Annotated in this window: 14 protein-coding genes and 1 pseudogene; all 15 read left to right on the forward strand. The window is 68.1% G+C overall.

What is annotated here, in order from left to right; genetic code table 11:
- Window positions 1-904: 904 nt before the first annotated feature.
- On the forward strand, window positions 905-1,627 hold the full coding sequence (locus FVA95_RS23670; protein WP_149666111.1) for a MerR family transcriptional regulator: 723 nt from the start codon (window positions 905-907) through the stop codon (window positions 1,625-1,627).
- The gene (locus FVA95_RS23675; protein WP_149666112.1) at window positions 1,624-2,487 is read left to right on the forward strand and encodes a sugar phosphate isomerase/epimerase; all 864 of its coding nucleotides are present in this window, start codon (window positions 1,624-1,626) and stop codon (window positions 2,485-2,487) included. Before FVA95_RS23670 ends, FVA95_RS23675 begins: the two co-directional genes overlap by 4 nt.
- A gap of 87 nt (window positions 2,488-2,574) precedes the next feature.
- Window positions 2,575-3,237 (forward strand): winged helix-turn-helix transcriptional regulator, encoded by a 663-nt coding sequence (locus tag FVA95_RS23680; RefSeq protein ID WP_205015963.1) that lies wholly within the window; start codon window positions 2,575-2,577, stop codon window positions 3,235-3,237.
- A gap of 254 nt (window positions 3,238-3,491) precedes the next feature.
- Entirely contained in the window at window positions 3,492-4,463 is a 972-nt protein-coding gene (locus FVA95_RS23685) for a DUF1702 family protein (protein ID WP_149666114.1), read from the forward strand.
- 35 nt (window positions 4,464-4,498) lie between these two features.
- Window positions 4,499-6,364 carry a VCBS repeat-containing protein gene (locus FVA95_RS23690; protein WP_205015964.1) on the forward strand — a complete coding sequence of 622 codons (1,866 nt, stop codon included), beginning with the start codon at window positions 4,499-4,501 and terminating at the stop codon, window positions 6,362-6,364.
- Complete coding sequence (locus FVA95_RS23695) at window positions 6,361-7,377, forward strand: enediyne biosynthesis protein UnbU (RefSeq protein WP_205015965.1); 1,017 nt, start codon at window positions 6,361-6,363, stop codon at window positions 7,375-7,377. Before FVA95_RS23690 ends, FVA95_RS23695 begins: the two co-directional genes overlap by 4 nt.
- Window positions 7,374-12,980: a type I polyketide synthase gene (locus FVA95_RS23700; protein WP_149666116.1), complete on the forward strand. Its 5,607-nt coding sequence runs from the start codon at window positions 7,374-7,376 to the stop codon at window positions 12,978-12,980. Before FVA95_RS23695 ends, FVA95_RS23700 begins: the two co-directional genes overlap by 4 nt.
- Window positions 12,977-13,390, forward strand: a complete 414-nt coding sequence (locus FVA95_RS23705) for a thioesterase family protein (protein WP_149666117.1) — start codon at window positions 12,977-12,979, stop codon at window positions 13,388-13,390. The genes FVA95_RS23700 and FVA95_RS23705 overlap by 4 nt, the downstream gene beginning before the upstream one ends.
- Entirely contained in the window at window positions 13,387-14,157 is a 771-nt protein-coding gene (locus FVA95_RS23710) for an EboA domain-containing protein (RefSeq protein WP_149666118.1), read from the forward strand. Before FVA95_RS23705 ends, FVA95_RS23710 begins: the two co-directional genes overlap by 4 nt.
- Window positions 14,158-14,247: 90 nt before the next feature.
- Complete coding sequence (locus FVA95_RS23715; protein ID WP_149666119.1) at window positions 14,248-15,111, forward strand: TatD family hydrolase; 864 nt, start codon at window positions 14,248-14,250, stop codon at window positions 15,109-15,111.
- A 1-nt stretch (window position 15,112) separates the two neighbouring features.
- A complete protein-coding gene (gene eboE, locus FVA95_RS23720; protein WP_149666120.1) occupies window positions 15,113-16,276 on the forward strand; it encodes a metabolite traffic protein EboE in 1,164 nt (387 codons plus the stop codon).
- On the forward strand, window positions 16,276-17,709 hold the full coding sequence (locus tag FVA95_RS23725; RefSeq protein WP_149666121.1) for an alkaline phosphatase family protein: 1,434 nt from the start codon (window positions 16,276-16,278) through the stop codon (window positions 17,707-17,709). Before eboE ends, FVA95_RS23725 begins: the two co-directional genes overlap by 1 nt.
- A 74-nt stretch (window positions 17,710-17,783) precedes the next feature.
- The gene (locus FVA95_RS23730; RefSeq protein WP_149666122.1) at window positions 17,784-18,707 is read left to right on the forward strand and encodes a hypothetical protein; all 924 of its coding nucleotides are present in this window, start codon (window positions 17,784-17,786) and stop codon (window positions 18,705-18,707) included.
- 86 nt (window positions 18,708-18,793) lie between these two features.
- Window positions 18,794-20,095 carry an MFS transporter gene (locus FVA95_RS23735; protein ID WP_149666123.1) on the forward strand — a complete coding sequence of 434 codons (1,302 nt, stop codon included), beginning with the start codon at window positions 18,794-18,796 and terminating at the stop codon, window positions 20,093-20,095.
- 366 nt (window positions 20,096-20,461) lie between these two features.
- Window positions 20,462-20,890: pseudogene (locus tag FVA95_RS23740) on the forward strand (leucine zipper domain-containing protein); the annotation flags it as partial.
- Between the last annotated feature and the right edge of the window lie 126 nt (window positions 20,891-21,016).

The following is a 21,016-nucleotide window of genomic DNA, read 5'->3' on the forward strand; positions in this document are numbered from 1 at the left end:
TGATCTTCGGTCCGACGCGCCGGACCAACGACAAACCAGCTCGTACCTACAGCGACATCAGAGCCCGTACGCGGACAGGGGCTGTCACGGGACACCCTCGTCCGTCGTGTCGCCGGCGAGATAGCGCGGGAGGGGCGAGCTCGCACTGGCGACGGCCAGGTCCTCCACGTCGTGAGCGAGGGTCCCGGATACCAATCTCGAGACTGATCCGCTGCTCAATTTTGAGCATCAATCCCGGGGGGGGGCTGGCTATTCTGAGGACAGCGGCTATTCGGTTGACCGGCAGAATCGGCTGCACCTCGACATGATCCGACGAGGAGGAGGGGTGCTGTGTTGCGCTCATCGGAGCTGCGCACCTTCAGTCATCCCGGTCCGTCGAGCCTCCGCACGGAAGTCGATGTGAGCATGGCTCAGATTCCGTGGCGGCTGAGCACCTCTATGCCCCGGTCCTGGCCCGGCCCTGATGAGTCCGGGGCACCGGGTGCAGTCAACTGCGCGACCATTCGGGTCGACGAGTCCCGCATCGCGCCGCTCGTGATCGGCGCATTGCGAACAAGTACTCTGATGTGGGTGGCTGCACTCCACGGGAATCGCTGTAACCCTCCGACTTCTGCAGTAAACGCTGTCTACTCCCGCCGGAAGTGTCTCTCCATTGAACTGCTCGAAGAGTCGTCGTTCTGTGTCCTTTGGGATGAGTCGGAGCGTCGACTGATGCTCGTCAATGGCCCGAAGCAGACACGACAGGTGGCGGTCTCAGGGGATAGGGGTCGGATCTTGTTCCGTAGCTTGGCAGCCTTGCCGGTCCCCGAATTGGTTGTCGAGCGCGGTCATGCCGGGTTGACGTCGGTGGACCGGACACTCGGCGGATCCTCCGCGCTGGATCAGCGCTGGACGCCGTAGTCACATGAGCACAGATCGCGGTATGAGGGTGTCTGAGCTGTCGGCGATCACCGGAGTGCCGATTCCCACGATTAAGTACTACGTCCGGGAAGGGATGCTTCATCGCGCTGCCCCCGCGAAGGCACCTGCGCAGGTACGCTACGACGAGACACACGCACATCGGATCAGACTGATCCGGGTGCTGCTCGATGTCGGGGGTCTGTCCGTCTCCGCGACCAGAGAAGTGCTCGCCGCTGTCGACGACCCACAGCGACCGACCCGGCATATTCTCGGAACTCTGCTCTACGCCGCCGAACCTGGGGACGGAGGTACATCGGTAGTAGCCCGCGGCCCCGCCGCTGCCTTGATCAACGACATTATCGGCGTGATGGAGTGGGTCGAATCTGACCGATCACCCGCCCAGCGATCCGCGATCGACGTGGTGGCCAGGATGATCGATCTGGGCCACTTGCCTAGTCGAACGCAGCTGCTCAGCTGGGCTGCGGCGGCGGACCAAATAGCGCGCGCCGACATCGAGGCCGTGGACAGAAGCTGGGACGATGTTGCGATCGCAGAGGCCACAACCGTGAGAACCGTCGTTGGCGACGCCCTTCTCGCGGCGCTGCGCCAGATGGCCCAGGAGCGCTATGCGGCGCAGCAGCCGAGCGCCTCGGACAAGGGCCCGGATGTCCCTCTAGCGGGGATAGGTCAGCAATCTGATCGCAAGAACGGAGCTGGCCGGCGATGATCCGGTTCGCCTACAACACCAACGGCATGGCCTACCACCGCCTCGACGACGCGCTGCGCCTGCTCGCCGACTGCGGATATGACGGGGTGGCCATCACTCCGGACGTGCACCACCTCGACCCCTTCGGCGCATCCGCCGAGGCCGAGGTGCGAGCGTGCGCAGGCCTCCTCGACGCGCTCGGCCTAGCGTCGACCATCGAGACCGGCGCCCGCTTTCTGTTGGACCCTCGCCGGAAGCACGAACCGACCCTGGTCTGCGACGCAGCCGATGGCCGCGCCCGCCGCATCGGATTCCTTCACCGCTGCATCGACTTGGCCGCTGAGCTGGGAAGCGAAGCCGTGTCGTTCTGGTCGGGGGCGCCGCCGGCCGGGGCGAACCGGGGCGAGTGCTGGGATCGGTTGTGCGAGGGAGTCTCGGCGGTGGTCGACCACGCGGAGCGGCGGGAGGTTGTCGTGGCGTTCGAACCCGAGCCCGGGATGCTGGTGGAGGACTGCGACCAGTGGGCAGAACTGGCCCGACGGGTACCTCCACTTCGGCTGGCGCTCGACACGGGTCACTGCCTCGTCGCCGGCAGTTGGGACCCTGCTGCGGCGGTGCGTGCCTTCCGGGCAGACCTGGGGGCCGTCTCGCTCGAGGACATGCGCCGCGGGGTGCACGAACATCTCGCCCCGGGGCTCGGCGACATGGACATCCCCTCAGTCTTGGCCGCATTGGCCGAGGTCCGGTACACCGGACTTGTCGCGCTCGAGCTCTCCCGTGACTCTCACCGGGCCGACCGCCTACCGGCACGGGCGCTGGCGGACCTGCGCGAGACGGCGAGCGCGCTGCCCGAGGTCGCCGAGCTGCGACCACCTGCTTGACCGCCCTGACTCGCCCTGCCACCCGAACCCCACGCCGCATTCTCGGCATCGATGACTATATTGGAGTTCATCGATCAGGGAGGTCCGGTGTCCGAGCGACGGCATTACGGGCAGTTCTGCGGCCTCGCTGTCGGGCTGGACCTGCTCGGCGAACGGTGGACCCTGTTGATCGTGCGGGAGCTCCTGCTCGGGCCTGCGCGATTCAATGACCTGCTGGCCAACCTGCCCGGTATCGGACCGAACCTGCTGACCCGCAGGCTGCGGTCGCTGGTCGACGACGGTCTGATCGAACAGCACCGCCTGGAGTCCGACGGTCGGGGCCGCGCCTACCAGCTCACCGACAGCGGCGAGCGTCTTCGTGAACCCATCCTCGCCCTCGCCCGGTGGGGCCTCGATCAGCTTCCGCACGTGGTGGAGCGACGGCCCGAGCGTGGGGAGACGCGTGCGGCCTGGGCCTTCCTGGCCGTGGAGTCGATGATCGACCGGTCGGCCGTACCCGACGTCAACGAGAGCTACGAGTTCAATGTCGACGACGAGACCTTCCACATCGACGTCGACGGTGGGCAGACGTTCATGCGGCGCGGGAGCGCCACATCCCCGGCGCTCGTCATCGACACCGACGCCGAGACCTTCGTCGACATCGGGGGGAGACTGACCACCCCGTTCCAGGCGGTCGTCGCCGGACGTCTGAAGATCGACGGAGACAACGAGGCCCTCGCACGCTGCACACGGCTGATGGGACTCAGCTGAGGCCGGTCGGCTTCATCGTGCAGGCGGATTCTTCGTGTCGTACACCGCCGGTCGGCCCAACATCGCTGGTCGCCGTAGCCCAAGATGCCCCTCCTGGCAACGCTTTGTTTCGAGCAGATGCGACGTCTTCTCCGAGACAGAACCGGCAGGCATTCGTTCCTAGGCTCCTCAGCAGTTGTTACACGAAAGAGGACGTTTAGAGCACGTGTGGCCTGGTCGGAACTGCCCGTCCAGCCGCCGGACGGAGGCGACGAGTGACCGCACAGACCCAGCTCCCCGCGATCCTGCGCCAACTCCCACTATCGATGGCCGATTTCGAGCGGCGTCGTTTCCGCCTCGACCGACCCGAACACCGTCGGCGCCTGGAGGAGCACGCACGAAGCTTCCTGCACGGGGCCAATCTCGCCGTCGACCACTGGCGTGACCCCCACGACGCGCTCGCCACCGTTCCGGAGATCGAGCGCGGATTCGCCTACGAGGGTGCGGCGATGTACGCCGCCGGGCGCGATGCGATCACCGGCGGCCGAGCACGAGCGGTGACCAGGCTGGCCTCGGGCCCGGGAGACGGGTACATCCACCTCATCCATGTCGGCACCGGATGGTTTCCGGCGCTGATCCGGCTGCCGATGCGCCTCGGACTCACCTCCAGCCCGCTGCTGCGCTGGCTGGCCCTGGACGGCGCGGGATTCGCCAGAGCGTTCTTCGCCCGACCGCGCGCCCTGGAACGCATGTGCCGAACGGAACCGGACGGCACACACGTCTCGACCTGGCGGGCGCGCATGTCCGGGGTCGGCCGCGCGTTATGGTTCGTCGAATCTGCCCACCCCGACTCGATCGCCGACCGCCTGAGCACCTTGCCGCCCCGGGTGCGCGGGCCGCTCTGGGCAGGAGTCGGTCTCGCCTCGGCCTACGCGGGAGCCCTCACCGAGTCCGATGCGGCGGCGCTGCTGCACCGCAGCCGAGACCACCGTTCGGACCTCCTGCAGGGCGTGGCGTTCGGCGTCGCCGCACGCCACCGATCCGGGATCGTGCCCTCCTTCACCTCTGACGCTTCGCAGTACCTGCTCGGCACCCACCCGGAGGACGTCGCCGGATGGACCTCCGCGGCCGCGGAGGGACTCGACGCAGACGACGTCATCACCTACGAGTTGTGGCGCACCCGGCTGCGTGAACTCGTCGCCGCGGCCGCGAAACCCTCCGTCGACCTGTCCGGAGACATCCGATGAGCCGTGCCCCTCGACGGTTCCGGGGATTCGCCGGCGTGATCGGTATCGCGCTGGCGATCGTGCTCGCGCTGGCCACCATACGTCCCGACGCCTCGGCAGCGGAGCAGACCGAACTCGCCCAGACCTTCGGATTCGAGCAGATTCTGATCAACGAAGCGCCCCTCAACCCTGCGTTCGAGCGTGAGGTCGCACCCGACCTGCACCATATCCGGGGCTGGATCTCCGCGGTCGGGGCGGCAGTGGGCCTGGCCGATCTACGGGGGAACGGCCGCCCGGCAGATGCCTGCCTGGTCGACCCTCGCGACGACTCGCTCACTCTCCGGGCGGTCCCCGGCTCGGGTACTCCGGATTACGCGCCCGTCGTCCTGCGGCCCGAGGGCCTTCCCTACGACCACACGATGGCACCAATGGGATGTGTGCCCGCGGACATCAACTCCGACGGGAGCACCGACATCATCGCCTACTACTGGGGGCGGTCCCCGGTGATGTTCCTGCGTACCGGATCGAACCCGACCGCGGTGCCCACGGCCGCCGACTTCCGCCCGGTCGAGATGGTCACCCCGATGCAGGTGTGGAACACGACCGCGCTGTCCACCGCCGACGGCGACGGCGACGGCCACCTCGACGTCATGGTCGGCAACTACTTCCCCGATGGGGCACGAGTGCTCGATCCGGCCAGCCCGGGCGAAACCCGCATGCAGATGCAGGCGTCGATGGGGATGGCCCACAACGCGGGCGCCAATCGTCTCTTCATCACCGAACCGACCGGGCGGGCCGGTGCACCACCCCGGCTGACCGATCTCAGCCACGCCTTCCCGGAGGAGTCGGCACGCTCCTGGACCCTGGCATTCGGGGCGCAGGACCTTACCGGCGATCTGTTGCCGGAGATCTATGTCGCCAACGACTTCGGGCCCGATCAGATGCTGGTCAACAACTCCAGTCCCGGCTCGCCCCGGTTCGAGACGGTGCGCGGCGACCGGGACCTGCTCACCCCGCGATCCCACGCCCTGGGGCACGACTCGTTCAAGGGCATGGGCGTGACCTACAGCTACGAGCCGGACGAGACGCTGCCGCGGATCGCGGTCAGCAACATCACCTCCGACTACGCCCTGCACGAGAGCAACTTCCTGTTCTCACCACACGGCGACGGCCGGACCCTGCTCGCCGGTGAGCTGCCCTACACCGACCGCGCGGAGGAGAAGGGGATGGCCCGCAGCGGTTGGTCCTGGGACATCAAGGCGGGCGACTTCGACAACTCCGGCCACGACGAGTTCCTCCAGACAGTCGGCTTCCTACGCGGCGAGACCGACCGATGGCCACTGCTGCAGGAACTGGCCATGGGCAACGACCAGCTGCTGCACCTGACCGGCGCGTGGCCGGTGTTCGGAGCGGGAGACGACCTGTCCGGCCACGAGCACAACCCGCTGTGGGTCCGTCGACACGACGGCACGATGACCGACCTGGCGCCCGCTCTTGGTCTCACCGCGGACGAGCCGAGCCGTGGGATCGCCCTCGGCGACATCGACGGCGACGGTCGGCTCGACGCCCTCGTGGCCAAGCAGTGGGCCGATTCGACGGTGCTGCGCAACACCGGCGACGCACGTCCGGCTGCGTTCCTGCGCCTCCTGCGGCCAGGCGCGGTACCCGGGGTCATGGTCGACGCCGTTGGCGCGTCGGTCGAGTGGGCCAGCGGATCGCAGACGCACCGCACGCAGCTGTTCCCGGCCAACGGCCACGCCGGCGTCTCCGCGGCCCAGGTCCACCTGCCGCTCCCGGACGGGGCCCCGACCACTGCGGTCGTGCGCTGGACCGACGGCGCGGGAGCCCACACCCGCACGGTCCCCGTCACCCCGGGCCATCACACCATCGTCCTCGACAGCGGAACGGCGACTCAGCGATGACTTTGCTCAACAACTCTGCCGACACTCCCGTCGCCACCGCCGTGCCGACCGCCGCGCCGGTGCCTGCCCCCGACGTCCCGCAGACCGGCCAGGGCGCGGCTGGGAAGCTGACACCAGCCGTGCGCCGCGAGAAGGCGCTGCTGCGCTTCGCAGTGTCGATCACCGTGCTCAACGTCCTCGGTCACCTGTTCCTCGGTTTCGAGCAGTCGCCGATCACTCCGATCGCCACGGTGCTGACCGCGTACGGCGTGGCACTCGTCCTCGAATACGTCGACAGCCGGGCATACGACCGGGCACCCGAGTATGCGGGTGGCCCACGCGCGGTGCTGATGTTCCTGCTGCCCGCCCACATCGCGGCACTGGCCTGCGCGATGCTGTTGTGGGGAAGCTCGGTCCTGTGGCCCTACCTGCTGGCCACCACCGTGGCGGTGGCCTCCAAGTACATCGTCCGGCTCCGGCTCGACGGCCGGCTGCGCCACGTGCTGAATCCTTCCAACACCGGCATCGTCGTCGTGCTGCTCTTGTTCCCCTGGGTAGGTATCGCGCCGCCGTACCACTTCACGAACGCCACGACCGGAGCGATCGACTGGCTGCTCCCGCTGGCAATCCTGGGCCTGGGCACGATGCTGAACGCGAAGCTCACCGGGAAGATTCCGTTGATCTCGGGCTGGCTCGCCGGGTTCGTGATCCAGGCCGTCGTGCGGTGGCTGCTGCTGGACCACAGCTTGATAGCAGCCTTGCTGCCGGCCACCGGCCTCGCGTTCATCCTCTTCACCAACTACATGATCACCGACCCGGGGTCGACACCCGTCCGTCCGGCCGCTCAGGTCGGGTTCGGGCTCACCACGGCCGCTGTGTACGGACTGTTGGTCGTCAACGGAGTCGTGTTCGGACTGTTCTTCGCTCTCGTGGCGACCTGCCTGCTGCGAGCGGTAGTCCTGTGGTCCTCCTCCAGGATGCCCGCCGTCCGGCGACGCACCAGTGACCCCGCCACAGTGGGGGCGACGGTATGACGGTGCCCATCGCGGTCGTCGGCATGGGCGCCCGCTATCCCGACGCCACCGGACACGAGCAGCTGTGGGAGAACTCGCTCGCCGGCCGCCAGGCGTTCCGGCGGCTCCCCCTCGCCCGTCTGGGCGCCGATTACCGGGGGGAACGGACCGATCCCGATCGCACCTACCTCACCCATGCCGCCGTGTTGCGGGATTGGGACTTCGACCGCACCGCCTACGGGGTCTCCGGATCGCTGCACCGCGCCGTCGACCACACCCACTGGCTCGCCCTGGAGACCGCGTCCGCGGCCCTGGCCGACGCGGGATATCCACGCGGCGACGGGCTCGACCGTGACCGTGTCGGAGTCGTGCTGGGCAACTCCCTGGCCGGGGAGTTCACGCGCGCGGCCCAGCTCCGCTACCGCTGGCCGTTCATCGCGGAGGCCTCGACAGCCGCGCTCGTCGAGGCCGGTGTGTCCGACGACGTGATCGCAGTGGCCCTGCAGGGTCTCGAGGCTCGAGTGAAGCACCCCTTCCCCGCCCCCGGCGACGAGTCGCTCGCCGGGGCACTCGCGAACACCATCGCAGGCCGGATCTGCAACACCTTCGACTTGCACGGCACCGGATTCACCGTCGACGGGGCGTGCTCGTCCAGCCTGCTGTCGGTCGCCCAAGCGTGCTCCGCGCTGGTCGCCGACGACCTGGACGTCGCTCTGGCAGGTGGAGTCGACATGTCTATCGACCCACTCGAGGTCGTGGGCTTCTCCCGGCTGGGTGCGCTGGCCGAGAACGAGATGCGGGTCTACGACGCCCGGCCCACCGGCTTCCTCCCGGGTGAGGGCTGCGGTCTCGTGGTACTCATGCGCAGCGACGAGGCCCGCCGGCGCGGGTGCCGCATATACGCCGAGATCCTCGGATGGGCCACCTCCACCGACGGTGCGGGTGGGCTGACCCGGCCGGTCACATCGGGCCAAGTTCTGTCCCTGCAGCGAGCCTATCGGCGGGCCGGACTTCACCCGGACGCCGCGGCGCTGTTCGAGGGACACGGAACGGGAACCGCCATCGGCGACGAGGTGGAGCTCACGGCGCTGTCCCATGTCCGCTCCGCGTCGGCTGATCCGGCCGTGCTGGGCTCGATCAAGGCCAACATCGGTCACACCAAGGCCGCTGCCGGGGCGGCGGGACTGATCAAGGCCGTCTCGGCCGTGCACCGGCAGATCCTTCCACCCGCCACGGGCTGCGTGACCCCGCACCCGATGCTCACCGGACGCGGCCGCAAGCTCCAGCTTCTGCAGCAGGCCCGCGAATGGTCCGGGCCGCGCCTGGTCGCCGGGGTGTCCTCGATGGGATTTGGAGGCATCAACGCGCACGTCGTCGTCGGTTCGGTCGACGGGAAGCGGCCACGCCGCACCATACGCGAACGCCTCTGGTCCCGACGGCCCGGAGAACACGAGATCGTGATGATCAGCGTGCCGGAGCCACGGATGGTGCGGAACCAGTTGCGGGAGCTCGCTGCGGTCGCCGCCGACCTCAGCATCGCTGAGATCCGGGACCTCGCTGCCACGACCTGGCACCGTGGCCAGCGGGGCGCTGCTCGCGCCGCTCTGGTCGCCCGCAGCGCCGAGGAGCTGGTGTCGGCGGCGCAGGCGGCCGCCGATGCGGCCGGATCCTGGACCGGCGGGCCGCTGTTCGACGTGCGCGCGGGGTGGGCTCTGGGCAACGGTACCGCCAAGCTGGGGCTCGTCTTCCCGGGCCAGGCCGCCCCGGTCCGACCCGAACTCCCGTCCTGGGCCCACCGACGCTTCGATCTCCCGGCCGCCGCCGACGGGGTGGTCGACACCGCGGTCGCCCAACCGGTCATCGTCGCCTCCACCCTGGCCGGAGTCGAGTGGCTGGAACGTCTCGGATGTGACGCCGTCGCCGCGGTCGGGCACAGTCTGGGTGAGATCAGCGGACTGGTCTGGGCTGGAGCCCTTGCCCCCGAGGCAGCGGTACTGCTGGCGGCCGAGCGGGGCCGTTTGATGGCGGCCCACGGCCGGGCCGGAACGGGAATGGCCGGAGTCGCCGCGGCCGTGGACGACGTCCTCACCCGTATCGACGGCACCGCGCTGGAGATTGCGGCGATCAACTCCGCCGCCCACACCGTCGTGGCCGGACCGATCACCGAGCTCGAGGAGCTGGTCGTACGGTTACGCGAGGACGGCATCGCCGGACAGCGGCTGCCGGTGTCGCACGGGTTCCACTCGGCCGCGATGAAGGCCGTCGCCGCGCCGCTACGCGAGACACTGGACACGGTGCCGTTCACCGCGCCGACGGCGGCCCTGATCTCGACGGTGTCTGGTGGCCTTCACGATCCTGACGTCGACGCTGCCGAGCTGCGCGATGTGCTGGTGAAGCAGCTCACCGAGCCCGTCCGGTACCGGCAGGCGATCGAGCAGCTTACCGCGATGACCGACCTGGTGGTCGAGATCGGACCCGGGGCGATGCTGAGCACGCTGGCAGCGCTGGACGGCGCCGCCGTCCCCGTCGTGGCGATGGACGTCGGGGGAGATCCCCGGGCCCACGCCACCGCGACCGCGGTTCTCGCCGCGACCTGCGGCGCCGAGCTGGACGACTGGTTCGCCGACCGCCCCCATCGCGCACTGCCGGACACCCCGCCGCGGTTCATGACCGGGCCCTGCGAGACCACCCCCACCGTCCCTCCCGCAGACGGGGCGGACGTCGACCCACCGCGCCGGCCTGGGGCACCTCAGCCGCCGGTCTCCGTCCCTCCCCGCTCGACCACCGTCGTCCCCTGCACTCGGCCGATGCTCACCCCGACCGATGACCCGGCACCCGCCACAGGCGCGCCGGACCGGCGGTGCACGTCGACCACCTTGGACACCGTCATCTCGTATCTGGCCCGGACGCTGGAGTTGCCGGACGAGGAGTTCACCGAACACCTGTCGCTGCTCGATGACCTGCACTTGAGCTCACTGCAGGTCGTGCAGCTCGTCGTCGGGGTGGCGGGTGAACTCGGAGTCGAGCCGCCCGGCCCGCCGCAGACGATGGAGCGGTTGACGGTGCGTGACCTCGTCGACCTGCTCGACGCGCCGCCGGTGGAGGACGCGGCGGTACCGCAGGCGGCCGAACCCGTCGATCGCTGGATCCGGACGCTGAGCGATGAATGGGTCCGGTTCGAACCGGCCGTCGCAGGCCCCCCCGGGGCCGCTGACGCTGTTCGTTGGTCGGTGGCGGCACCGCCCGGGCACCCCTGGCACGAACTCGCCCGCGCCACGGACGACCCGTCGATCCTCCTGCGGGGGCTCGCCGTCGCGCTCACTGCCCACGACGGCGTCGACGAGATCGCGGACCTGCTTCGCCGCTTGGGCGACGAGCCGCCCGACCGGCTGCTCATCGGCCACCATTCCCATCCCGCGGCCGTGGGAGTGGCCCGCTCGGCGTTCGCCGAGCTGGGCGTCCCCACCGTCGTCGTCGACCTCCTCGACGACCACCCGACGCCCGTCTCGTGCGATGTCGAACGCCTCGTGTCCGACCCGGTGCGCTGGCGCGAACTGCGCGTCGGGAGCGACGGAACGTTGTGGACCCGGACCGCCCGACTCGCAACGCTCACCCCATCCACCGCGAGCGGGCCGCTGGCCGCGCAGGACGTCGTGCTCGTGACCGGCGGTCCCACAGGAATCACAGCGCTGTGCGCACGCGGGCTCGCCGCATCGACCGGCGCCATCCCGGTGTTCGTCGGTCGGCGATCGGAAGCCGATCCAGCGGTGAGCGCCGCGATCACAGAGCTCCGCGCTGCGGTCGGTGCCCGCTACCTGAGCGGCGACATCACCGACCCCACCGACGTGGCTCGGCTCGTCGCCGAGGCCCGCACCATCGGGACGGTCCGTGGCCTGTTGCACGGGGCCGCGTTCAACCACCCGCAGCCGATGCGCACGGTCGACGGAGCGTCCCTGCGGGCGACCCTTGCGCCGAAGGTCGACGGATTCGACCTGCTCGCGGAGGCGCTGGCTGAGGACCTCACCCTGCTGGTCGCCTTCGGGTCGATCATCGGGCGGCAGGGCCTCGACGGTCAGGCCGAGTACTGCGTCGCCAACGACTGGTTGCGCCACGCAGTTCAACACCGCGCCGCCCGGCTCGGCGACCGGGCTCGTACGCACGTGATCGAATGGTCGGCGTGGGAGGGCTCAGGGATGGCCGCCCGGCTCGGCGTCCTCACAGGTCTCCGCCGCCGAGGAGTGGTCCCGATCGACCCCGATCACGGGGTGGAGGCGTTCCTGGCGCTGATCGCCGACCGGACCGCTCCCACTGCGGTGGTGATGACCTCACGTTTCGTACCCACACCCGTCCTGTGTCTACCCGGTCCCGCAGTGCCGGTCGGCGGCCGCTTCGTCGAACGCCGGCCGGTGTCGATTCCCGGGATCGAGGGTGTGTTCGACTCCGAGATATCGCTCGGTGACGATCCCTATCTGCGCGAGCACGAGATCGGGGGGACTCCGGTCCTGCCCGCAGTGCTCGGCATCGAGGCGTTGGTCCAGGCCGCCCGGGCGACGTTGGGCCACGACCTCACCCGCGACGACGCCGCGTTCGCGATGACCGACCTCGAGTTCCGTGAACCGATCGTCGTCGAGCCCACTCAGCCCATCACCGTGCAGACCCTCGCCTTGGTCGAGCCGGACGACACAGTACGGACCGTTCTGCGCACGGGCTCAGTGGGCCGCACGGCGTTCGCCGGCCGAGTCGTGACACCGGCACCACCTGGCCCCGCGCGAGACCCGGAGCAACCACTCGACCCGGCCCAGGAGGACCATCCGCTCTACGACTCGGTGCTCTTCCACCAGGGGCGCTTCCGGCGGCTGATCGGCTATCGCCACCTCACGGCGTTCACCGTCACCGCCTATGTCCGGGCCGACACCACGACGCGGTGGTTCTCCCCATTGCACTCCCAGGACCTGAGCACCGGCGACCCCGGGCTGCTCGACGCCGCGTTGCACGTTCTGCTGCCCTGCGTCCCGCACCGTACGGCGCTTCCGGTGACGATCGACCGTATCGAGCTGTGGCGTCGTCCCGGCGGCATCGTGCGCGTCGATGCCGTCGAGATCGACACCCCCGGCGAGGACTACGTGTTCGATGTGGAGCTCTCCGACCCTGGGCTCGGCGCGGCCATCGGCCGCATCTCGGGCCTGCGATTGCGGGCGACCGGGGCGACACGGGATGCCGCCGAGATGCCGGCGGAGCTGACGGGACCATGGATGTCCCGGCGTGTACGGGAGGAGGGGATCGCTGCGCGCATCGAGCTCCTCGACAGCGATCTGGTCGAGGGAACCGAGACGTGTGCGCCCACCGACGACGGTCAGGTCGCCGCCGTCGCCGCCGCCGGTGGCAGTCACGCGGCCCAGCGGGTCGCTGCCGCTCGGGCTGCCGGCCTGACCGGGCCGATGTCGGTCGGGCACACCACCGCGGACGGCTTCATCGAGCTCGTCGGCAGCGACGGACGACGGGTCGTGACGGCTCCGCGGGCTGGCGGTCCGGCCTCCGGCACCGTCTGCGCCGTCCTGCTTGCCGACGCGGCCGCGGCGGCGGTCACACGTTCCGTCGACCCGGTGCAGGAGCCCGCGGCATGAGTACCGTCTACCGGTACCGGCACCGGGTCACCTTCGACGAGACCAACCTGGTGGGGAATGTGTACTTCGCCCATTACCTGCACTGGCAGGGCCACTGCCGGGAGCTGTTCCTCGCCGACCACGCTCCCGGGGTCATCGACTCCCTTGCCGCGGGAGAGCTGGCGTTGGTGACGGTGTCGTGCAGCATGGACTTCTACGACGAGTGCCGGGCACTCGACGACGTCGAGGTCGCCATGGCACTGGTCCGGGCCGATGGCAACCGGGTCGAGATGGGATTCGACTACCACCGCGGCAGCACCCTGGTCGCCGCCGGCCGCCAGACGGTGGCCTGCATGACGCGCAGCACCAACGGGCTGGTCCCCACCGCAGTACCCGCCGAGCTCGACTCGGCACTGCGGAGCTATCGATGACCGGGCGTACCGACGGGCCGTCGCTCCGGCTGATCACCGCCGGTGCCCCACGCCCCGGGCAGGTGTGGCCGTGTCTGGACGACCGGCAGCGGGCATGGCTCACTCAAGCCGTCGAACAGACGCGGCACACACCCGAACGGATCGAGGCGGTCTTTCCGGCAGTGGGCAGGCGCTGCGGTCGGGCTCCGCTGCGCCGCCCCGACCGGCTCGGCCTCGTCCACGGCACCATCGACGACGCGGCCCGGCTGGAGCTTCTGCTCGCGCTGCCAGTACCGGTGTCGGCGTCGGTTCTGATCGGTCTGTACCGCCATGGCGATACCGGCGAACGGCGGGCGGTGTTGCGTGCACTGCCGTGGCTGGAGCTGACCCCGGCCAAGTGCTCGATGCTCGCCGGCGCCGTCGTGGCGGATGCGCTACGCACGAACGACCCCCGGCTGGTCGCCGCGGCGCTCGGACCCGCGGCCCGGCTGATCGGTGACGACCTGTGGCACGACGGTGTGGTCAAGACGTTCTACCTCGACATCCCGCTGGCCGCGGTCGCCGATCTCGAGCAGCGGGCCGACCTCGAGCTGGCGCGCAAGGTCCTACACCTCGTGCACGAACGGGTGGCTGCCGGCCGCGACGCGCCCGTCCACGTCCACCGGATCCTCGACCTGTTCCCCAAGCTGATGCCCAGCCCGGCGCTGCTCATCGAGCTAGAGGCCGCAGATCCCCGGCGCCGCGCAGCCGCGCACCGCGTCGTGTTCCCGGTCGAACACGGTCGCTGACCGGCCGCGTCACTCATCACCACCACTGATGTGATCGATCGGACCGGCACTACCTGCCGATCCGCCACAGCCGTGCCGAGGAGGCAGATCATGCGCATCTTCGATCCCCACATCCACATGTCCGCACGCACGACCGCCGACTACGAGGCCATGCGGGAAGCAGGAGTGCTCGCCGTGGTCGAGCCCGCGTTCTGGCTCGGTCAGCCCCGGACCAGCGTGGGGACCTTCATTGACTACTTCGACGCCCTTGTCGGGTGGGAGCCGTTCCGCGCCGCCCAGTTCGGTGTCGCGCACTACTGCACGATCGCACTCAACCCGAAGGAGGCCGCGGACCCGCGGTGTCTGCCGGTCCTCGACGTGCTGCCGCGCTACCTCGAGAAGGACGGTGTGGTCGCCGTCGGCGAGATCGGTTACGACTCCATGACCCCGGCCGAGGACCACGCTTTCGCCCAGCAGCTGCAGCTGGCCGTCGAGCACGGCCTACCGGCGATGGTGCACACTCCGCACCGCGACAAGCTCAATGGCACCCGACGTTCCCTCGACGTCATCCGGGCGTCCGGGCTGGCACCGGACCGCGTCGTGATCGACCACCTCAATGAGCTGACGGTCGGCCCGGTGCACGAGTCGGGTGCGTGGATGGGGTTCTCGATCTATCCCGACACCAAGATGGATCCGCGGCGCATGGTGCAGATCCTGCGCGAGTACGGCACCGACCGCATCATGATCAACTCGGCAGCCGACTGGGGACGCAGCGACCCTCTCAGCACGGTCCGCACGGGTGAGGCAATGCTGGCCGCCGGCTTCGACGCCGACGCCGTCGACCGTGTCCTGTGGCGCAACCCCAGGGAGTTCTTCGGCCGGGACGGCCGGCTCGACCGCGAGATTCCGGAGCCGGGCGACTCGGCGACGTTCGCGGGAAACTCGGTGCTGCGCGGCACCCCTGTGGGGCGATGACGTGAGGTTCGCACATTCCGACGGCACGGCTGTCCACCTCGCCTACTGCACCAATGTTCATGCGGCGGAGGACCTCGACGGGGTCCACCACCAGCTGGTGCGCTATGCCCGGCCGGTGCGCCAGGCTCTCGGGGTCGACCTGCTGGGCGTCGGGCTCTGGCTCGCCAGGCCCGCGGCGGCGGTTCTGGCCGCGGACCGGCGCGCGGTCGACGAACTCCGCCACGGACTGCATGCCGCGGGTCTGGAGGTCGTCACGCTCAACGGATTCCCCTACCAGGGCTTCCACTCCCCGTCGGTCAAGTACAGCGTGTACCAGCCGGACTGGACCAGTCGCGACCGTCTGGACTACACGCTCGACCTCGCGCGCATCCTGGCCGCGCTGCTGCCCGACGACGCCCGGCACGGCAGCGTCTCCACAGTCCCCCTGGGCTGGCACGGAGACTGGGGCCGGGATTCCCAGGCACGGGCCGACGTCCAGCTCGACCTGCTCGCACATGAGCTCGACGCCCTCGCCACCGAGATCCGACCCGTCCGGGTCGGGCTCGAACCCGAACCGGGGTGCGTCCTGGACGCCGTCACCGACGCACTCGCGTTGCTCGGTGACCGGGGCGGCCGGATCGGACTGAGCCTGGACACATGCCACCTCGCGGTCGGGTTCGAGGACCCGGCCCCGGCCGTCGCCGAGCTCTCCGCTGCCGGGATCCCGGTGGTCAAGGCACAGCTCTCGGCCGCCCTGCATGCCGAGGACCCGGCAGATCCGGCTACCCGAGCGGCCCTGTCCGCCTTCGCCGAGCAGCGGTTCCTGCATCAGACCCGCACCGTTGACCATGGCCGTCTCGACGTGCGCGACGACCTTCCCGACGCGCTGGACGGCCGGCGTCCGCTTCCTGATCGGAGCCCGTGGCGCGTGCACTTCCACGTGCCGGTGCACCGCGATCCCACCCCACCGTTGGCCGCGACCACCGATGTCACGGTCGCGGCCCTGGAGGCGCTGCTCGGAGGCGAACACGCGGTCACCGACCACCTCGAACTCGAGACCTACACCTGGGGAGTGCTGCCGTCGGGCGCGCGGCCGCAGGACGACCACGACCTGATCGACGGAATAACCGGCGAGCTCGCGTGGGTGCGCGGCCGCCTGAGAGACCTCGGTGTGAAGGAGCTGTAATGCCCCCGCTCCCAGTACACGGACCAGCAGCAGGGCCCGGTCTGGTGGTCCTCGACATCGTCGGGCTGACCCCGCGGGCCCTCGCCGACATGCCAGCCCTGCGGGCCGCGACGGCAAGTGGGTTCACCGCCCGCCTCGATCCCGTACTACCGGCGCTGACCTGCTCGGTCCAGTCCACCTTCCTGACCGGACAGCCTCCGGCACGACATGGCGCCGTCGGCAATGGCTGGTACGACCGCGAACTGGGCGAGGTGTTGATGTGGCGCCAGCACAACAAGCTGGTCGCCGGCGAGAAGGTCTGGGACATCATCAGGCGAGCGCGACCCGGTTACCGGGTGGCGAACGTGTGCTGGTGGTACGCGATGGGGGCATCGGTCGACACCATCGTGACCCCACGACCGGTCTACCACGCCGACGGCCGCAAGTCCGCGGACTGCTACACCCGCCCGGCGGCGCTGCACGACCGGCTCACCACGGAGCTCGGGACGTTCCCGCTGTTCTCGTACTGGGGTCCGACGGCCGGCATCGCATCGAGCCGATGGATCGTGGAAGCGGCCCGGCGAGTGCTATCCGACCACGACATGACCCTGGTCTACCTCCCACACCTGGACTACGACCTGCAGCGCCACGGCCCGGCCGCGCCGCAGGCACGGGCCGCGGCCGCAGATCTCGACGCGGTTCTGGAGCCCCTGCTGGCCGACGCGGCGCGGGCGGGTACGACCGTCGTGGCACTGAGCGAGTACGGCATCACCGAGGTGTCGCAGCCGGTGCACATCAATCGCGCGCTGCGGGAGGCCGGCCTGCTGGAGATCCATCACCAGGCAGGCCGGGAGCTCCTCGACCCGATGGCATCGCGTGCGTTCGCCGTTGCCGACCACCAGGTCGCTCACGTCTACGTGCGCGAACGAGCCGATCTGCCCCGCACCCGTGCCGTCCTCGCCGAAGTCCCCGGAATCGAACAGCTACTCGGCCGGGACGGGCTGCGCGCCCACTCCCTGGACCACCCGCGCAGCGGGGACCTGCTCGCAGTGGCGGCGCCGGACGCCTTCTTCACCTGGTACCACTGGTTCGACGACTGCCGGGCACCCGATTTCGCTCGTGGTGTGGAGATCTTCCGCAAGACCGGCTATGACCCGGCCGAGCTGTTCTTCGACCCGGATGACCGCTGGGTGCGGAGCAGGGCCGCGGTCGGCCTGCTCCGGAAGGGGCTGGGCCTGCGCTACACGATGAACGTCATACCGCTCGACGCTCGCCACGTCCGAGCCTCACACGGTCGGTTGCCGACCGACGCCGCCGACGGTCCGGTGCTGCTGTGCTCCGATCCGAATCCGGCCCGCGAACGCCTGGCTGCTGCCGATGTCCAGAGTCTGCTGTACGCACTCGCTACGAACCACAAGATCGCCTCAACTTCCTTCCAAGAAGCTCAATTCTGAGCGGAAACCCACGTGAACTCTAGCTACGCTCGACTACTCAAGATGTACTTGACTCACTCAGTTGGGGAGCCGGAATGAATATTCAGTATGTCGACCAGATGCCTACGGCTACGGCTGCGCGGCTCAACTACCTACGCGGAACATCATTGAACGCGGACGGCATGGAGTGGTTACAGCGCCCGCTTCTTGCTCCGCCCGCTTTTGACGTACCGGCTGGAGTTGACATCGCACGAGGATTCGACTTCCTAACCACCGACGTGGCGTTCCAGCACATCAAAGTGCCCGCCACATTGCTGGGCCCGGGAATGGAGCCCTTCGACGAAGTTGTCAAGTTCCATGGCACGCCTCTGAGTAATCAGACCGGAAACGCAGAAACGATCATGGAGCGACTCGAAGACGTTCATTTTGGCTCAACTGTTCGAACTCAGCTGGTCGGATTCGGAAACGTTTCAGCCAAGCCCATCACCTTGCGCGGCAGTGGGACGATGGCTGGAGAGTACCAGATCTACGTCACTCTCTCGCCCACATCTGCTTCCTTTGGTGAGGCTGTCTACCGAACCGTCGACGGCGGGGCGAATGGATGGGTCGATAGTAGAGTCTCGCTAACTCCGCTTTTCGAACTGCGGCCCGTAGGTGGCGGTGATTCGATCTTTGTCGATACGGGCGTCGTTCCGCTTCCCGGATTCCCTATGGGCCTCGCAAGTGACAGTGGTCGCTGGTCTCGGGTGCCGTCCCATGCAGATGAGGTGTCGTGGCACGCGGCTGGTGAGAGTCTATTCTACCCCGAGCCAGTTCTCATTCTGGCCGACCAGCAGCAGTCTGGAGAGCCGCTGAATGAGAGTATCCGCGCTACTGTAAAGGACGTGCTGCGACGGGCGGCGCTGCCAGTCGGTGATCCTGGGCATGTGGCCGACGTACCCGGCGAACTGAGGGCCAACTCCATCGACTTCTCTGCGATGTGCGCGAAGAGTGCTGCTCGATTCCGGATAATCATGTGAACTGTCGCGTCTGGACCGGTGCACTTGTTGCCGGTCCAGACGGACTTTATGCCCTGCGGATTGTTTAACCGCACCAGAGGAAATGTATGACCACTGCAAACAAGTCTTCTCGTAGAGCCATCAGGTCGCTCGCCGAGAACTATAGGGTTATTCGCTCATACCCCGGCCTGGCGGCACTCTTGCCTGGAGTCTTCATAAACTCGCTCGGCGGAGCAATGGTCGTGGTCTCAGTTGCGTGGCTGGCCTTAGAGATTGCCCCGTCCGGCTACGAGGGCGCCTGGGTGGCGCTGTGTCTAGGTGCTCTCTATGTTCCTGGTATAGTGGGTAGATTTGCATTATCTCGTCTATTCGCGGTTCTCGATGGCCGCGCCATAATCGTTCTTGATGCCTTCGTCCGCGCGGCTTCCTACGTTCTGATAGTCGTGACCTATCATGCAGGTGGCCTAAGTGGAGGCGTATACCTCGGTCTTCTCGCGGTTGGATCAGTGACTGCACCGTGGGCGCGCGGCGGGTTGCATGAGATTGTCGCTACAACGGTGGGCGCCGAGGACCGTCTGGCTGCGAATTCATGGTTAATGGCCCAAGGTAGCATTGCTACGATAGTCGGTCCGGCAGTCGGAGGTATTGTGGCGGCGGCGGCGAACCCTGCCGTCGTATTTGCATGTGCGGCTCTCGCGGCGGCGACTCTTATGTTCGTCGTCATCCTTTCGGTTCGGCGCCGGCCATCCTCCGTGCCGAGCTCCCGCGCTCGCGGCTCGCTGACATCTTCGGGCTGGGCTGCGATCCGGAGCAATTCTGTAGTGCTTCATTTGTTGATTTTAACTTTTTGCGTCGGCTTTCTCTTCGGTTTTCTCGAGGTCGCGCTTCCTTTGTATGTCTTGAATTCATTTGGTTCGAACGCGCTCGGCCTCGGAGCGATGTGGTCTCTGTTCGGAGCGGGGGCCGTGCTTGGCTCGTTCTTGAGTACATTGTATGGACGTCTGCAGTTCTGGACTGCAGCGGTGCTGACGACTGCCCTGTGGGCGGTTGCAATCACCCTTGTCGGCTTGGCGCCAGGGTTCGCTTTGGCGACAGCCTTCATGGCGTCGGCCGGAGTGGTGTATGCGCCATATCAGGCAGTCGCGAGCACTTTTATTCAAACATCTTTCTCGTCTGTCCAGCTTCCCTCTGTTGGGGCCGCCTGGTCGTCAATCATGATGGTCGCCGCGCCAGTCGGCTACTTTGTAGGCGGTCCGTTGTTGCAGGTTTTGTCACCGCGAACGGTCGTAGTCATCTCCGGCGTTGCAACGCTGGCCGTCGCTTTGGGAGGGGTCCTGCTCGGTTGGCTTCGTCGGCGTGAAGGGAGGATCGAGCAAGAAATGCCAGGGCATTCCTTCGGAGCTGAGTAGCGTCAGTCAGATCTGAGGTGTGAGAATTCGTCTGACATCGCCAGTGACTGGGTCCCCGCCTCGGTCTAGTGCACAACTCTGGTGTTTGTGAGACGGATCTATCGTCCTCGTTGCATGAGTGAATCTCGATCATGGCAACCTTGAACCTGCCGTTCGCGCGGTAGGTCGAGCTCCGTCCGGCGACCTCGTGGCCGCAACGATGCTCGACCGCAAGTCGTGAATCTGCCCGGACAACCCTATCGCGCCCGCATACGGCTAGGTGTATTGCCCATGAGCGTTGTTGACGGCGTGGCGGCTTGAAACCAGGGAGACCTCCGGGCGAGGTGTGAGTTGTCGACGCTCACCCCGAACCACCCGGAGGTCTCCGTGGTCCACCGTAATGCCCGTCTGACCGTGCATGGCCGCGCATTGCTCGTCGAGCGCGTCATCAACGATCGACGCCCGGTCGCCCATGTCGCCGCCGAGCTCGGGATCTCTCGCGCCACCGGCTACAAGTGGATCGCCCGCTACCGCGCCGAGGGCCCTCCCGGGCTGCTCGACCGGTCCAGCCGTGCCCACCGAATCCCGCATCGGACCAGCCCGGAGCTTGAACACTAGGTGCTGGGGCTGCGTCGTGACCGCAAACTCGGTCCGCACCGGATCGGCCCGCTACTGGGCCTGGCGCCCTCGACCGTGCACGCGGTACTGGCCCGGCACGGCATGTCACGACTGGCCTGGATGGACCGACCCACCGGCCAGGTCATCCGCCGCTACGAGCGTCAGCGCCCCGGCGAACTCGTCCACGTCGACGTCAAGGGGCCTGTGCAACGAACGGTGGTTCCGGCCCGACACGCCGGACCTCAGCGTCCGGCGGGATGGGCACTGTGAGTGATGACATCAGACCCTATGGGCTCTGCTGAGAACGAGACGGGTTCGGGTCGG

It is taken from the genome of Pseudonocardia sp. EV170527-09 (assembly GCF_008369905.1).
Taxonomy (GTDB): domain Bacteria; phylum Actinomycetota; class Actinomycetes; order Mycobacteriales; family Pseudonocardiaceae; genus Pseudonocardia.

Bases quoted from the DNA above. Each gene is read 5' to 3' on its own strand.
- FVA95_RS23715 (WP_149666119.1), top strand. From the start codon at position 14,248: ATGCGCATCTTCGATCCCCACATCCACATGTCCGCACGCACGACCGCC.
- FVA95_RS23725 (WP_149666121.1), top strand. From the start codon at position 16,276: ATGCCCCCGCTCCCAGTACACGGACCAGCAGCAGGGCCCGGTCTGGTG.
- FVA95_RS23675 (WP_149666112.1), top strand. From the start codon at position 1,624: ATGATCCGGTTCGCCTACAACACCAACGGCATGGCCTACCACCGCCTC.
- FVA95_RS23670 (WP_149666111.1), top strand. From the start codon at position 905: ATGAGCACAGATCGCGGTATGAGGGTGTCTGAGCTGTCGGCGATCACC.
- FVA95_RS23735 (WP_149666123.1), top strand. From the start codon at position 18,794: ATGACCACTGCAAACAAGTCTTCTCGTAGAGCCATCAGGTCGCTCGCC.
- FVA95_RS23710 (WP_149666118.1), top strand. From the start codon at position 13,387: ATGACCGGGCGTACCGACGGGCCGTCGCTCCGGCTGATCACCGCCGGT.
- FVA95_RS23700 (WP_149666116.1), top strand. From the start codon at position 7,374: ATGACGGTGCCCATCGCGGTCGTCGGCATGGGCGCCCGCTATCCCGAC.
- FVA95_RS23730 (WP_149666122.1), top strand. From the start codon at position 17,784: ATGAATATTCAGTATGTCGACCAGATGCCTACGGCTACGGCTGCGCGG.
- FVA95_RS23705 (WP_149666117.1), top strand. From the start codon at position 12,977: ATGAGTACCGTCTACCGGTACCGGCACCGGGTCACCTTCGACGAGACC.
- FVA95_RS23695 (WP_205015965.1), top strand. From the start codon at position 6,361: ATGACTTTGCTCAACAACTCTGCCGACACTCCCGTCGCCACCGCCGTG.